15 protein-coding genes and 5 tRNA genes are annotated in these 14972 nt (G+C 60.6%); 13 read left to right on the plus strand and 7 right to left on the minus strand.

Annotated elements, in window-relative coordinates; genetic code table 11:
• Nucleotides 1-46: 46 nt before the first annotated feature.
• From E0E29_RS06045 to E0E29_RS06085, 9 genes are all read left to right on the plus strand, one after another.
• Nucleotides 47-628, plus strand: a complete 582-nt coding sequence (locus tag E0E29_RS06045; protein WP_130849119.1) for a major tail protein — start codon at nt 47-49, stop codon at nt 626-628.
• A 1-nt stretch (nt 629) separates the two neighbouring features.
• Nucleotides 630-1007, plus strand: coding sequence for a hypothetical protein (locus E0E29_RS06050; RefSeq protein WP_130849120.1), 378 nt, complete (start codon nt 630-632; stop codon nt 1005-1007).
• A 179-nt stretch (nt 1008-1186) separates the two neighbouring features.
• Entirely contained in the window at nt 1187-3187 is a 2001-nt protein-coding gene (locus tag E0E29_RS06060; RefSeq protein WP_165449818.1) for a coiled-coil domain-containing protein, read from the plus strand.
• Complete coding sequence (locus E0E29_RS06065; RefSeq protein ID WP_130849123.1) at nt 3184-3573, plus strand: hypothetical protein; 390 nt, start codon at nt 3184-3186, stop codon at nt 3571-3573. Before E0E29_RS06060 ends, E0E29_RS06065 begins: the two co-directional genes overlap by 4 nt.
• On the plus strand, nt 3570-5702 hold the full coding sequence (locus E0E29_RS06070) for a hypothetical protein (protein ID WP_130849124.1): 2133 nt from the start codon (nt 3570-3572) through the stop codon (nt 5700-5702). The genes E0E29_RS06065 and E0E29_RS06070 overlap by 4 nt, the downstream gene beginning before the upstream one ends.
• 12 nt (nt 5703-5714) lie before the next feature.
• Nucleotides 5715-5858: a hypothetical protein gene (locus E0E29_RS18045; protein WP_165449819.1), complete on the plus strand. Its 144-nt coding sequence runs from the start codon at nt 5715-5717 to the stop codon at nt 5856-5858.
• A gap of 13 nt (nt 5859-5871) precedes the next feature.
• A complete protein-coding gene (locus E0E29_RS06075; RefSeq protein ID WP_130849125.1) occupies nt 5872-7227 on the plus strand; it encodes a collagen-like domain-containing protein in 1356 nt (451 codons plus the stop codon).
• Between the two features lie 10 nt (nt 7228-7237).
• Nucleotides 7238-8731, plus strand: a complete 1494-nt coding sequence (locus tag E0E29_RS06080; protein WP_130849126.1) for a peptidoglycan-binding protein — start codon at nt 7238-7240, stop codon at nt 8729-8731.
• 12 nt (nt 8732-8743) lie between these two features.
• Nucleotides 8744-9262, plus strand: coding sequence for a phage holin family protein (locus E0E29_RS06085; RefSeq protein WP_130849127.1), 519 nt, complete (start codon nt 8744-8746; stop codon nt 9260-9262).
• Nucleotides 9263-9446: 184 nt separating this feature from the next.
• On the opposite strand, the gene E0E29_RS06090 is transcribed toward E0E29_RS06085, so the two are convergent.
• The 6 genes from E0E29_RS06090 to pyrB all read right to left on the minus strand — a co-directional run bounded on the left by E0E29_RS06090 (nt 9447) and on the right by pyrB (nt 11197).
• Nucleotides 9447-9522 (minus strand) — tRNA-Lys (locus E0E29_RS06090).
• 40 nt (nt 9523-9562) lie between these two features.
• Nucleotides 9563-9637 (minus strand) — tRNA-Gln (locus E0E29_RS06095).
• A 65-nt stretch (nt 9638-9702) separates the two neighbouring features.
• A tRNA-His gene (locus E0E29_RS06100) sits at nt 9703-9778 on the minus strand.
• A 76-nt stretch (nt 9779-9854) separates the two neighbouring features.
• Nucleotides 9855-9931 (minus strand) — tRNA-Arg (locus tag E0E29_RS06105).
• Nucleotides 9932-9934: 3 nt separating this feature from the next.
• Nucleotides 9935-10008: transfer RNA gene (locus E0E29_RS06110), tRNA-Gly, on the minus strand.
• 130 nt (nt 10009-10138) lie between these two features.
• A complete protein-coding gene (gene pyrB / locus E0E29_RS06115) occupies nt 10139-11197 on the minus strand; it encodes an aspartate carbamoyltransferase (RefSeq protein WP_130849128.1) in 1059 nt (352 codons plus the stop codon).
• 182 nt (nt 11198-11379) lie between these two features.
• Here pyrB and E0E29_RS06120 point away from each other — a divergent pair, with 182 nt between their 5' ends.
• The 3 genes from E0E29_RS06120 (at nt 11380) to E0E29_RS06130 (ending at nt 13711) form a co-directional block, all read left to right on the plus strand.
• Complete coding sequence (locus tag E0E29_RS06120; protein WP_242622405.1) at nt 11380-11949, plus strand: putative ABC transporter permease; 570 nt, start codon at nt 11380-11382, stop codon at nt 11947-11949.
• A gap of 124 nt (nt 11950-12073) precedes the next feature.
• A complete protein-coding gene (gene trhA, locus E0E29_RS06125; RefSeq protein WP_130849129.1) occupies nt 12074-12814 on the plus strand; it encodes a PAQR family membrane homeostasis protein TrhA in 741 nt (246 codons plus the stop codon).
• An 87-nt stretch (nt 12815-12901) separates the two neighbouring features.
• Complete coding sequence (locus tag E0E29_RS06130) at nt 12902-13711, plus strand: DeoR/GlpR family DNA-binding transcription regulator (RefSeq protein WP_130849130.1); 810 nt, start codon at nt 12902-12904, stop codon at nt 13709-13711.
• 542 nt (nt 13712-14253) lie between these two features.
• Here the strand turns inward: E0E29_RS06130 and E0E29_RS18050 are convergent.
• Nucleotides 14254-14424, minus strand: a complete 171-nt coding sequence (locus tag E0E29_RS18050; protein ID WP_165449821.1) for a hypothetical protein — start codon at nt 14422-14424, stop codon at nt 14254-14256.
• Between the two features lie 204 nt (nt 14425-14628).
• Here E0E29_RS18050 and E0E29_RS06135 point away from each other — a divergent pair.
• A partial coding sequence (locus E0E29_RS06135) for an IS5 family transposase (protein ID WP_130850797.1) occupies nt 14629-14972 on the plus strand: 344 nt, incomplete at its 3' end.

Genomic DNA, 14972 nt, shown 5'->3' on the forward strand with positions numbered 1-14972 from the left:
TCCGAAAAAGAAGAATCTCCCTGCAAGTTAGAAATGTGAGGTGCTTATGCCGACTACTACCGAAAACAAGGTCAAGTATGGCCTGAAAAACGTCCACTACGCGGTCATCACCCCCGGGGAGGACGGGGCGGTGACCTACGGCACGCCGGTGCACATCCCCGGCGCGGTGAATCTCTCCCTCCAGGCCCAGGGTGACGAGACCAAGTTCTACGCCGAGGACGTGGCCTACTACGTCACCACCGCCAACGACGGCTACTCCGGCGACCTGGAGATCGCCGTCATCCCCGACGCCTTCCGCAAGGACGTGCTCAAGGAGGCCGAGGACGAGACGGACAAGGTGCTGGTGGAGCGCTCCAACGTGGAGACCGCCCGCTTCGCCCTGCTCTTCGAGTTCAGCGGCGACGTGAAAGCCACCCGCCACGTCCTTTACAACTGTTCGTGCAGCCGCCCCAGCATCACCAGCTCCACCATCAACAACGCCAAGACCCCCAGCACCGACACCCTCACCGTCACCGCCTCGCCTCTCAGCGATGGCCGGGTGAAGGCCAAGACCACTTCCGGCACCTCCGAGGAGAAGTACAACGGCTGGTATAAGACGGTGTGGGAGCCTGCGGCGGCGGGGGTGTGACATGGAACGGACGCTGACCATTGACGGCCGCCCCGTGGTCTTCCGGGCCACGGCGGCGGTCCCCCGCCTCTACCGCATGGAGTATGGCCGGGACATCATGCAGGACATGCTGGAGCTCCAGACCGCCATCGACGCCGCCCAGGGCGGCAAGGGGCCCATCCCACCCCGGCTGCTGAGCATCTTTGAGGACATGAGCTATCTCATGGCCAAGCACGCCCGGCCCGACGAGGTGACGGCAACCAGCTCCGAGGAGTGGCTGGACGGCTTCGACACCTTCTCGGTCTACCAGGTCTTCCCGGCCATCGCCCAGCTGTGGCAGGCCAACCTCAAGACCACGTCCACGCCCAAAAAAAAACGAGGCCGACGGAAAGGACGCTGACCACCGGCCTATTTTACCTCCGGGCCCTCCAGCTGGGACTCACCAACGCCGACCTGGAGCGCATGACGGTGGGCATGGTCACCGACCTCATCATCGAGGCGGGCAACGACAAGGAGCCCTACTGTGAGCTGGCCACTCAGGAGGACTTCGACCGATTCTGACGCAAAGGAGGCGCGGACATGAGCAGCAAGCGGATCAAGGGCATCACTGTGGAGATCGGCGGCGATACCACCAAGCTGGACAAGGCCCTGGAGAGCTCCAACAAGACCCTGAGCCAGACCCAGAAGACGCTGAAGGACGTGGAGCGGCTGCTGAAGCTGGACCCGGGCAACACTGAGCTGTTGGCCATGAAGCAGCGGCTCCTGGCCGAGGCGGCCCAGGCCTCGGCGGACAAGCTGAACATTTTGCAGGAGGCGGCGGCGGGCGCCGACGCCGCCCTCCAGCGGGGGAAGGATTACGCCGCCAAGTATGAGCCCCTGAAGGCCCAGCTGGACCAGGTGACGGCCTCCCTCCGGGGGATGGAGAACAACGCTGCCTCCATGGAAGAGAAATTTTCCAAAGGCAAAATTTCCACCCAGGCCTATGAGAACTTTAACCGAAAGCTAGAAGAGACCCGTAAAAATCAGGAAGATTTGCAGAAAGCCATACGGAATCTGGGAAAGGAATTTGCTGCCCGGCTGGACATGAGCCAGTATGACGCCCTCCAGCTGGAGCTGGCCGACACGGCCATGGAGGCCGAGGACCTGGAAGAGGCCGCCAAGCAGAGCGCCGACGGCCTGGACGAGCTGGGGGCCGCCGCCAAGGATGCCTCGGACAAGGCAGGAAAGATCTCCGAGGTCTTTGCTCCCGTCACCAAAGGGGTGGCCGCCCTGGGGGCCGCCGCCGTCGCCACCGTTCCCGCCACCGAGGACCTGCGCTCCGACCTCTCCAAGCTGGACCAGTCCGCCCGGTCCTCCGGGGCCGGGCTGGAGGAGGCCCGGGGGGCCTTCGAGCGGTTCTACCAGATAGCCGGGGAGACCGACAGCGCCATCGAGGCCACCGCCAACCTGCTCCAGGCCGGCCTCACCGAGAACCGCCTCCAGCAGGCGGTGGAGGGCCTGGCCGGAGCGGTCATTCAGTTCCCCGACACCCTCAATATCGAGAGCCTGGCCGACTCCCTCCAGGAGACCCTGGCCACCGGTTCGGCCACCGGACAGTTCGCCGAGCTGCTGGACCGCCTGGGCATCGGGGCGGAGAACTTCAATGAGCAGCTGGCCCTGTGCGGGGATGAGATCAGCAAGCAGAACCTGGCCCTGAGCGCCATGGCTCAGGGCGGGCTCATGGAAAGCTACAACGGCTGGCTGGAGAACAACCAGGCCCTGGCCGACAACCGGCAGGCCACCCTGGACCTCCAACTGCAAATGGCTGAGCTGGCCGAGAGCATCCAGCCCCTCATGACTACCATTCTGGAAATCGCTCAGGGGCTGTTAGAATGGTTTAATAATCTGGATGACGGGACCAAGAAGGCCGTGGTAAGTCTTGCTTTTTTAGCAGCGGGAATCAGCCCGGTGGCGGATGCAGTATCCGGTGTGCTTAAGGTACTGCCTAAATTTGTAGACCTACTGGGAAATGTGGATTTGAAGAGTGCTGCAATCGCTTTTACATTTACACTTTTGGCCGGGCTCGCTTATGAACTTACACAGGCATGGGACGATATGAGCGGACTGGAGAGAGCGGCCGCTGTGATTGGTTTGGTGGGCGCCGCTGCACTCACAGCAGCTATTGCTGTGGGAGCTTTCAGCTCTGCTGCCAGTATGGGGCTTGCCGCCGCTGGCATTGTTGCTGGCATTGCTATGGTAAGTGGTGCCATTTTGTCTGCAAAGCAACGGGCAGAATCGGAAGCATCAAACTTTCGCGCTCCCGGCCTGGCCAGCGGCGGCCTGGTGCCGCCGGGGGACCCCTTCCTGGCGGTGCTGGGCGACAACAACCGGGAGGTGGAGGTGGTCTCTCCATACTCCACCATCAAGCGTGCGGTGGGGGAGGAGCTGGACGCCCGGGGCGGCGGCAGCGGCAGCCGACAGGGCACCGCCACCGCTACCCTGGTGCTGGACGGCACCCGGCTGGGCCGGGCCATCTTCCCTTACATCGAGGGTGAGTCCACCCGCCAGGGCGTGCGCCTGACAGGGGGGAGCTTCCGATGACCATCACCATGGACGGCGTCCCCTACCGGCTGCGGGTGAAGCTGGGCACCCTCCGGCGGTCCTTCCGCATCGAGGAGAGCGAGCGCTCCGGCATGGTCAAGAGCGGCGAGGAGTTCCGGGACATCATCGGCACCTACTACGACTACGCCATGGACGTAGAGCCAGACCCCGCCGCCCCGGAGGACTATGACGCCTTCTTCGAGGCTATTTCCGCCCCGGTGGAGGCCCACACCGTCACCCTGCCCTACGGCCAGGAGACCCTCACCTACCAGGCTATGGTCTCCGCCGGGGAGGACAAGAAACGGGACAAGGTGGCGGGGGTCACCCGCTGGACGGGGCTGACGGTGACCTTCAAGGCCAAGAAGCCCCAGAGGAGGCCCACATGAGCTTTGACCGCATCGAATACGCCGGCCTCACCTTTACCGACGACGAGATCGTGGACGGGGAGGCCTTCGGGGCCCTCTCCCTGACCTGCGACGCCCTGGAGATCGGCACCTTTTCTGTGGAGCTCTACCTCACCGACCCCGGCGCAGGGGCGGCTCTGGCGGAGTTCCGCCGCAACGCCAAGCTCCTCTACTACCACCGGGACCGGCTCCGGGGCACCTACTACGTGGAGAGCGTGGCCCGGACGGGGATGTACACCTACGAGATCTCTGCCAACGACGCCCTCTCTCTCCTGGACCAGTCCAACCACATGGGCGGCATCTACACCGGCCAGACGGTGGCTGAGGTGGTGGCGGAGATTTGCAACATCCCCTATTTCATCCAGTCCAAGCTCGCCGGCATCAAGCTCTACGGCTGGCTCCCCATCGCCCCCCGCCGGAGCAACCTGGCCCAGGTGCTCTTTGCCGTGGGCGCCATAGCCAAGATAGACCAGAACGGCGTGCTCAGGATAGAGACCTTGTGGAACGGAGCATGCTCCAACATTCCAGAGTCCCGGGTGTTCTGGGGGGACAAGGTGAACTATGCCTCCGACGTTACCGAGGTCTCTGTGCTTGAGCACCAGTACATCGCGGGCACCGAGGAGATCAAGCTCTTTGAGGGGGCCACGGTGGAGGGAGACGTGATCCAGTTCTCCGAGCCTGCCCACAGCCTCACCGCCCAGGGCTTTTCCATCCTGGAGCAGGGGGCCAACTACGCCAAGGTCTCCGGCGGCTCCGGCACCCTCACCGGGCGCAAGTACATCCACACCACCCGGGACGTCCGGGTGGCGGTGGCTGAGGACGAGGTCCCCAATGTGGTGACGGTGACCGAGGCCACCCTGGTCTCCCTCACCAACTCCGCCGCCGTGGCCCAGCGCCTGGCGGCCTACTACCTCCAGGTGGAGAGCGTGGACCATGAGGTTGTCTACGGCGGGGAGTCCACCGGGGACGTGGTCACCATGGCCCACCCCTACGGCGGCGCTACCTTTGCCTGCGTCTACGAGACCGCCGTCTCCCTGGGCCGCAGCCCCACCGCCGCCGAGAAGGCGGTGCTGGGCTACGCACCGCCCAGCATGGAGCAAACCGAGATCCTGGAGGAACGGGTGGTCCTCACCGGCGCCGGCAGCTGGATGCCCCCGGAGGGGGTGGACTCGGTCCGGGCCGTGCTCATCGGCGGCGGACCCGGAGGCCAGGGCGGCGAAAACGGCGGAGCTGGCGGGACCACCCGGCTGATTGTATCGGTCTCAGAGGCGGCTAACGGCGGGTCCTGGTCCGACCCGCCCAAAGACCCCGGCGAGGGGGGCGCGGGCGGCCAAAAGGGCAGCGGCGGCAAGATCTTTCAGACCACCATCGACGTCACCCCCGGCGCACCCATCTCTTTTTCCTGCGGAATGGGCGGCACCGGCGGAGCTGCGGGCGGCGGTGTGGGCAGTCCGGGCGGGGACACCACCTTTGGGTCCCTGTCCTCCGCCCAGGGCGGTGCCTCCGATAGCGGTTATACCGACCCGGTGACGGGGGAGCAATACGCCCGGCCTGGTGCGGACGGCACCGCAGGCGGCAAGGGCGGTAAAGGCGGCTCCGCCGGAAACAGCGGCGGCAAGGGCGAGGACGTACCCCCCAACACAGGCGGCAGCGGCGCAGGCGGATATAAAGAGACCGGCTCCCAGGGTGGTGGGGATCTGGAATCTCAAACCACTCAGACCAGCGGCGGTGGTGGCGGTGGTGGCGCGGCTAAGGGCGGAAACGGCTCCGCTCCGGCCACTCCCACCGGAAAGACCATGAACGGCGGTGCGGGTGGCAGCGCCACGGCCCCAACCGGGGTCACTGGCTACGGTACCGGCGGAAACGGTGGTCATGGCGGTGGCGGCGGCGGAAGCACCGGCGGCATCAGTTGGAGCTGCACCCCCGGCTACGCCAGCTGCTGGATCACGCCAACCGCAGGCAAGGGAGGGACGGGCTCCCGGGGCTCCGACGGCGCGCCGGGCTGCATCATCCTCTATTATTCCGTCCCAAAGAAGATCATGTCCGGACCGGTGAAGGACCGGACGGGCCGCATGGTGCTGGACCGGCTGGGCCGGCGCATCGTTGTGTGAGGAGGTGAGGTCATGGCGACATTGGAGGAGCTGGAGGCCAGAATCAAGGCCCTGGAAGACGCACGGGCGGAGACGCCCACGTCCTACTACACCAGCAAATACTCCGGCGAGGAGATGGACGCGCTGCTGGACAAGGTGGCGGCGCAGAACGGCTGAGGAGGATCGATCTATGCTACTTTTTTCTGACTGGACCATCAAAACTGACGGCGATCTCATCGCCCGGCAGTACGACAACCTGACCCGGGAGCTGCTGGTAATGGGGACCCTGCCCGAGGGCTGGGCCTGGGAGCTGCTGGTCCAGGCCGGCGGCAGCGTCAACGTCATTGCCCTCTCTCCCCGAAAGGGGGGCGTGGGGGTGACCCTGACGGCAGAAATGCTCACCAAGGCCGGCCTGTATGCCCTCCAGCTCCGGGGCGGAAGGGGAGAAGAGGTGCGCCACACCAACGTGATCCAGGTGGTGGTGCCCACCAGCTTAGTGGGGGACGCTACCTGGCCGGAGCTCCCCTCCGAGTTCTCCCAGGCAGAGGCCAACATCCGGGCGCTCAACGCCCACCCGCCCTATGCCGGGTCCAACGGCTACTGGATGATCTGGGACCTGGAGACCGGAGATTATGTGGAGTCCCAGCTGCCCCTGCCGGAGGTCTCTGTGGGGCCCCAGGGGCCGGAAGGCAAGGCGGCGTCCATCCGTGTAGGTTCTGTGCTCACCGGAGACCCCGGCGCCCAAGCGGCTGTCAGCAACTCAGGAACAGAAAACGATGCCATTCTGGACTTTGTTCTTCCCCGTGGGCAGATTGGCCCGACCGGCCCTTCCGGCGCGGATGGACGGGATGGTAAAGACGGTGTTCCCGGCGCTGCGGCTACGATCCAGGTGGGCGCTGTGACCACCGGAGAACCCGGAACCCAGGCAAAAGTGGTCAATGTGGGGACCGACAATGCCGCCGTACTCCAGTTCACCATCCCTCAGGGACAGCCCGGAGCCGATGGCATGGACGGAAAAGATGGACGGGATGGGGAACCCGGCCCGGCCGGCGTTGGCGTCCCGGAGATCAGTGATGGTGATGAGGGCAAGGTCATGACCGCCCGGAGCGGACAAGCTGTGTGGGCTGAGTCGAGTGGAGCAGGTATTAAAATATTCAAGTATAGCTTGACTGGTATGGGCCCTGACTTTACGGTTTCCACACAAGCAAAGTACATAGAAGTTATGAAAGCAATTCAAGCCGGGTTCTATGTGATTGCTGAACTCACATCCACAGATAATCCAGAATCAGGTTCTATATTTATACCTTGCAACAAAGTGCTGGAAGATGGAGTGATATCGTTCGAATACTTTTCTATGTATGGTACAGGAGTTTCCAAACTTTATTTGCAGGTTTATCCCGATCCCGATCCAGTTTCAGACCCGGATGGGATCGGCATGAAAGTTGCATTTATCAAGGCCGGTAAAATACTGCCAGAGTATAAAACTGGTGACGAAGGCAAGATTCTCAAGATCGTAGACGGCGTCCCCACCTGGGTCATGCCGTAAGGGAGGATGTATGGCAAAGGCAATCTGCGGCATTCCTCTCTTCTGTATCCAGCGGGTGGAGATCTACATCAACAAGAGCGAAAAGACCCTGGCCGAGATCAAAGCGGCCACTGGCGCGGACTACGTCCTCAACGGCGGACTCTTTGAGGGGGACCGGGCCGTCTGCCACCTGAAGGCCGGCGGCAGGGTCTGGGCCTCCGATTCCTACACCTACTGGGGCTACGCCTGGGACACCGGTCCAGACATGGCCCTGGTGGGCGTTTCCGCCCCGGGGAAGCCGAACTATATCTGCTGCGTCTGCCTCCTGAGAGGGGGCAGGGCAGAGCGGCTCGTCTATGGCAGGGACCTGGCCGGCCGCCGGCCTAGATCGGCCATGGGCCTCAAAGGCGGAGATCTGTGTCTCTACTGCTCCACCGACGGCGCCACCCCGGAGGAGCTCCAGGCCGAGCTCCTGGAGAAGGGCTGGGACTCCGCCGTCATGCTGGACGGCGGCGGTTCCAGTCAGTGCGACATGGACGGCCAGATCATCACCGCCAGCCGCAAGGTCCACAATCTTATCTGTGTCTATCTGACGGACAAAAGGGAGGACACGCCCATGGACGGCATCACCCAGCGCATGATGACCAAGAACCCCTGCTACACCAGCGGCCGGACCATCATCCCCAAGGGGATCATGGTCCACTCCACCGCCGCTCCCGGCGTCATGGCCCAGGCCCTGGCCAAGAGCTGGGACACTCCCACGGCCAAGGCGGCGGTCCATGCCATCGTGGACGACGCCGTCACCCTCCAGACTCTGCCCTGGACCACCCGGGGCGGACACGCCGGCAGCCAGGCGGGTACGGCCAACGGCACCCACATCGCCTTTGAGATCTGCGAGCCCCAGGAGTGCCGGCTCCTGCCGGAGGAGTGGGAGCCCCTCAAGCGGGGCGACACCGGCTGGGCGGTGAAGCGGCTCCAGCGGGAGCTCACCGCCCGGGGCTACGACCCCAAGGGCATCGACGGCAGCTTCGGTCCCGGCTGCGACGCCGCTCTGAGCGCCTGCCAAGCCGACCTGGGCCTGGAGGTGGACGGCTCCTGCGGACCCGCCACCCTGGCCGCCCTGGCGAACCGGGAGGGCTCCTTCCTGGCTTACGACCCGGAGGAGACTGAGGACTATTTTGAGGCTGCCTGGAGACGTGCGGTGGCTCTGGCGGCCCACCTGTGCGAGACCTACGGTCTGGACCCCATGACCGCCGTTCTGGACCACAGTGAGGGTCACGCCCTGGGCATCGCCTCCAACCACGCAGACGTGGGCCACTGGTTCCCCCGGCACGGCAGGAGCATGGACGACTTCCGGGCGGCGGTGAAGACCGCTCTGGCAGGGGAGGAGGTGTCCGAGTTGGACACCGCCGTGGACAAGCTGGCCGGTGCGGGGCTGATCGACTCCCCCGACTACTGGAAGGGCGGGGAATACTCCGCCGACAACGTCAAGGCGCTGCTCATCAAGTGGGCGGCCAGCATTTGAAAGGAGCTGGATATGGAAAATACGTTTGCGGCCTTCATCGGGAGCATCTTTGGGGCGTTCGCCGATAAGGCCAACCTGATTTGGGGCGCCATTCTGGCCGGCGGCTCGTATCTCTTCGGTGCCTACTGGCCTCTCTTTGCCTTTTTCCTGCTGCTCAACGTCATCGACTACATCTACGGCATCCTGAAGGCCAAGGCCACCGATACCCTGAACAGCGGGAAGGGCTTCATGGGCATCGTGAAGAAGGTCTCCTATTGGATTATCATCGCCATCGCGTTTGGCCTTGCGTCCATATTTATTGATGTCGGTGCTACCATCGGTGTGGATCTGGCTTTCCTCCAGCTCCTGGGCTGGTTTGTCCTGGCCATCTACATCATCAACGAGGTGACCAGCATCCTGGAGAACATGGTGGCCTTAGGTGTGGACGTGCCTCCCATCCTCCTCAAGGGCCTGGCCGCCGCCAAGACGGCTGTGGACGCGGCAGGGAACAAAGTGGTGCCGGAGGACAAGGGAGACGGCACAGCGCAGTAACAGGAAAGATGCGCCCCACCAACACGGTGGGGCGCTTTCCATGTGTAATCCGTGTGCAATTTGACCGTCTTTTTTGCGTTTGACCCATCTCCAACGGAGACGAAAATTAGAAGGACCAGAACCCACAAGCCATTGAAATTAAAAGAAAAATCCCGTAGCCATTGCGGCTACGGGATTTCTTCAATGGTGACCCAGCGGGGATTCGAACCCCGGACCCATTGCTTAAAAGGCAATTGCTCTGCCAACTGAGCTACTGAGTCTCATCAATATTTCAAAAGCCGACAAAGCGGCGGAAGAATCTGGCTGGGATGGCTGGACTCGAACCAGCGGATGCGGGAGTCAAAGTCCCGTGCCTTACCACTTGGCTACACCCCAATACAGCGGTGCCTAAAAGCGAAGGGCCGGAGCGGACGCTCCGGCCCTTCCGCCTTGAGGTCGTATGGGGTGGGTGATGGGACTCGAACCCACGACACTCGGAACCACAATCCGATGCTCTACCAACTGAACTACACCCACCATATGAAAGACCGCGTTTGAGTTTGCGCAAGCAGTTCAAATATGTGCAGCCGATCCCGACCGCTTCTGGATCGTATGGCACGCCAGAAGGGACTCGAACCCCCGGCCCACTGCTTAGAAGGCAGTTGCTCTATCCAACTGAGCTACTGGCGCGTATGGAGCGGGTGATGGGAATCGAACCCACGCGACCAGCTTGGAAGGCTGGGATTCTACCATTGAACTACACCCGCACGGGCGCTGTCCATCCTCGAATGTCAGCCAGGATATATTACCACACCGGGGGAGGATTGTCAACGCTTTTTCCCGCTTAATGAAAAATTTTTTCTGCCCCGGCTCTGCCGGGGCAGAAAACGGTTTGTATCAATCCAGGGCAGCGTCGCAGTAAGCGCAGCAGTCCACACCGCCGTTCTTTTTCACCAGCGGGGGGAGATAATGCTCCGTCTGAGTTACGCAGCGGGGGTTGTGGCACACGGGCTCACGACCGATCTCCACGGCACCGGGATCGATCCGGGGCTGGTTGGCCAGGTCGGTAAGAAGGGCCATCCGGGCGAACATGCCATAGCGGGCCTGCTTAAAGTAAACCGCTCTGGGATCGTCGTCCACGTCGATGTCGATCTCGTCCACGCGGGGGAGGGGGTGCATGACCAGCAGGTCTTTCTTGGCACGGTCCAGCTTCCGGCGGGTGAGGACATAGATACCCTTGTTCCGCTCGTACTCCAGGGGGTCCACAAAGCGCTCCCGCTGGATACGGGTCATGTAGAGTACATCCAGCTGGGGGATGACCGACTCCAGACCGGTGACCTCGGTGAACCACATGTTGTTCTCCCGCATAAAGGAGCGCATGTACTCGGGGATGGCCAGCTCACGGGGGGCGATGAGGAAGAACTTGATGCCCTGGAATTTGGCCATGGCCTTGATGAGGGAGTGGACGGTACGGCCATTCTTCAGGTCGCCGCACAGGCCAACAGAGAGACCATCCACCTTGCCGCGGAGACGGGTAATGGTGGTGAGGTCGGCAGTGGTCTGGGTGGGGTGCATGTGGCCGCCGTCGCCGGCGTTGATGACAGGCACGTCAGAGTAGAGAGAGGCGGCCTTGGCGGCGCCCTCCTGGGGATTGCGCATGACCACTACGTCGGCGTAGCCGGAAACCATTTTAATGGTATCCTTCAACGTCTCGCCCTTTGCCACGGAAGAGGAACGGGGATCGGCGAAGCCGAACACCGTACCGCCCACCCGGAGCATGGCGGTCTGAAAGGAGAAGTTGGTGCGGGTAGAAGGTTCGTAAAAAAGGCTTGCCATGACCCTGCCTTTGCAGGCGTCCAAAAAATCAGCGGGGTGGTCCATGATTTCACTGCACCGCTGGTACAGAGAATCCCACTCCGCTCGGCTGAGGTCTCCAAAGTCGATGAGATGCCGCATATCTTGACAATCCCCTTTAGAATTTTTTTCATTCTACCACAACCAGCGCTGAGAGACAAGGGGCAAGGTGACAAATTTCCCCTGACTTTCCGGCCATTCCTTGTGCCAGACGGGCAGGAACGCTGGTATGTTTTTTGGATGCCCGACCATCCTAAGATGGAGACGTCAGGAGGGATGGATCGTTGGAGCGGCTGCTTTGGTATTTTATTCTTTATAGTTTCCTGGGATTTCTGGTTGAAGTTGCCTTTGCAAGGGCGGTGCGGGCAGAGAAACAGGACAGGAAATGCTTTTATTTTCTTCCCTTATGTCCGGTCTATGGACTGGGTGCTCTGCTGATCCTGGCGCCGGCGCAGCAGCTGTATCCCTATCCCATCCTGGTGGCAGTGTGGTCTGCCCTGGCCGCCACCGGAGCAGAGTATGTGATGAGCCTCTTTTACGAAAAGGTGTTGGGGGTGTCCTTTTGGGATTATACTCAGCTGCCCGGAAATCTCCGGGGCAGGATATGCCCGCTCTTTTCCGCCTTCTGGAGCCTGCTGGGGTTGCTGTCGGTCTATCTCATCCAGCCCATAGCTGCGGCGGCGGCAGACCAGATCCCCACCCTGCTCCTCCGAGCGGCGGCCGTGATCCTGCTGTTGGATGGCGGACTTACGGTCTTTCTTCTGCGAAAAACCGGTTCGACCGACGTGCTCTGCTGGTATCGCCGTTTGCCTTTGCCTATTTTGCCTAACTCTGAATCTAATTTAAAAAATTAGATTTTATGATTTTTGTATTGATATTTTAAGATGGGACGAGTTATAATAAGCACAGAGAAAAAACAGATCTCCGGACAACGCCAGTCTGTCCGGAGAAAGCATCGTAAAGGGCGCGGTGATAGGCATGGATGAGCGCATTGAATATCGGACCCTCCCCATAACGGGTATGGAGCGGCAGCGCCGGTCCAGAGTCCGGCGGGAGAAGGGGAGAGATCCCTATGACGGACTACGGCCTTGGTCGGCGATCACGCATGGAGTGGGCGCCGTGCTGGGCGTGGTGGGTACCGTACTGCTCCTGGTGCGGACGGCGGTACTGGGGAGCGGCTGGGTGAGTGCCGTTGCCTTCCTCATCTACGGTCTGAGCATGATCGGCCTCTATACCGCCAGCACCCTTTACCACTGCCTGAACACCGGCGTGGCGGGACGGATTGCCCTGCGGAAGTATGACCACATCTCGATTTACTTCCTCATTGCCGGCTCCTATACGCCCATCTGCCTGCTGACCCTGCCTGATGACGGCGGCATCCCTATGCTGATCATTGTATGGGCGGTGGCACTGCTGGGTACCGTGATGGCGCTGGTATGGATCGATGCCCCGCGGTGGATCACCTCCGGTGTCTACCTCTTTATGGGGTGGATGTCGGTCTTTATGCTGCCCTCCCTGCTCCGGAACATGCCGCCCCTGGGCCTTTTCTGGCTGGTGCTGGGCGGCGCCCTCTATACAGTGGGCGGCGTGCTGTACGCGGTCAAATGGCCCGGTCGGAACAATCCCCGGTTCGGCTGCCACGAGATCTTTCACCTCTTTATCCTGCTGGGCAGTGTGGCCCACTTTTTCCTCATGTACCAGGTAGTAGCTTTCCAGTGAGACGTACTTGGCCCAAACACCTCGCCGCCGGGATGTTACCTCCCGGCGGCGATTTTCTTTTGCTTGCGTTTTGGCGGGAAATGCGCTATGATACTCTTTAAGAGAAAACCAGCCGGTATTTCGTACGGCGTACAGGAGGCTTTCGCATTGTTCAATCAACGGCAGTTAGAGATCATTGATCTCCTCCAGACGGAGGATAAGGTCAGTGTCAGTGAGCTCACCCAGCGCTTTGGGGTGTCTCTGGTAACGGTGCGGCAGGACCTGAAGAAGCTGGAGGACCAGGGTGTTCTCAAGCGGACTCATGGCGGAGCCATCCCCGTGGACAACGGTTATGATACCTCCACCCGGATGTGGAACAATTATGAGCAGAAGCTTCGGATCGCCCAGCGGGCGGCGGAGATGGTGAGCGATGGAGAGACCGTCATTGTGGAGACCGGGTCCACCTGTTCTCTGCTGGCCAGGGAGCTGGCCTCCAAACGGGGCGTTACCGTCATTACCAACTCGGTGTTTCTGTGCAACTTTGTGCGCCGGTGCCCGGCGCTGGACGTGGTGCTGCTGGGCGGCTCCTTCCAGCACGACGCCGAGGCCAATGTGGGCCCCCTGACCAAGCTGGGGCTGGCTCAGTTCTCGGTGGACAAGTGCTTCATCGGCGCCGACGCCATCAGCGAGGATAAGGGCATCTCTACCATCAACCTCTTCCGGGCTGAGGTGGCCCGGGCCATGGCCAAGTCGGCTAAGAAAATGATCGTGCTGGCTACCTCCGACAAGGTGGGAGCCAACGCCGTGGCGTCCAGCTTCCCGCTCTCCTCTGTCCATACTGTCATCACGGACAAGGACCTGAGCAAGGAGGGACGGGGCCTGTTGGATCAGGCCGGCGTAGAGGTCATTACCGTCTGAAACCAGGAAATACCAGCGGCCCCCGGACAGCGTCCGGGGGCTTTTTTTACGGGTTCACAAATTGTTCATGCATCCTTCAAAGTTTGTCCATCCATTCCCACTGGGCAAGTGGTATCCTATAAGCGTGGACAGGATAACAGATAAAAACATCACTTCATCATCTCCAACCTCCTCTCTCTTTCTCAACTCAACACAGGGAAACGCCCCGCGGACAGCGGGGCGTTTTTCTGCCTTCCAGGCCGTTTGGGGGAGTAGTGGATAAGCTCAAAAAGCGAGGCATCTGCTTTTGGCAGATGCCTCGCTTTTTGGGTTGTCGAAACAGCATAGATGTCGATTGGATATGAGACCCCACGCGGCGGGGCAGATGCGGTAGACAGTTATATTAGAATCCGTGCCGTATTGCGGCACACCATACTTTCTCGCGATCACTTTTTCATTTCCCAAACCACAGGCAGACGGTTAAGTTTGGTGAAAAATGAAGCGGGAATAAGTAAAAATCCCGAATGCATTGGCTTAACAGTGATAAGACCTGCTAAGTATTGTCAAGAAGAAAAAGCAAACATTGTAAGTAGTTGAAAATCGGTGCACCTATAAGTATCGCGGAGTTGCTTGGTTTGTATTTCAACTAAACGGCCAACATCTATCTGCTGAGGTTGGCCAATTTCTTCATGTTTCTTCTTGTTGAAAAGCACCCCTGTATAAATGCGATCCATGGTAAAAACCTCCCTAGATATGTCTTTCACCATGGAATACAAAACTGCTTAAATACTAAGTCCTTTCATACATGATCTAATTTTTGAACATTATAACGCCATGAAATATGGGTGTCAGCGGCGAGAATAGCCAGAATATCTCCCTTGTAATTAGGCCTTGTTTGAAAAATAAAAGTTGCACAAGAAACCAAGTTATGCGAAGTTATGAGCATGAAACGATATGAATTAACAAAAGAACAATGGGAACGAATCAAGCCGCTGCTGCCACCGGAAGAAACGGGAAAGCGGGGTCGTCCCCGGAAGGATAGCGGGATCATGCTCAACGGAATGCTCTGGATCGTCCGGAGCGGTGCGCAGTGGCGTGAGCTGCCGGAGACCTATGGTCCTTGGCAGTCTATATACGCAAGATTCGCCAAATGGCGGAATGAGGGCACTCTGGAAGCGGTATTCCACACACGGTCTGCGGACGCGGATATGGAGAACCTGAGCATGGACTCCACTTGCGTAAAGGTGCATGAAAGCGCAAATGGCGGGGAAAAAAACGGCGG

This window comes from Intestinimonas timonensis (genome assembly GCF_900626145.1).
In the GTDB taxonomy this organism is placed as follows: Bacteria; Bacillota; Clostridia; order Oscillospirales; family Oscillospiraceae; genus Intestinimonas; species Intestinimonas aquisgranensis.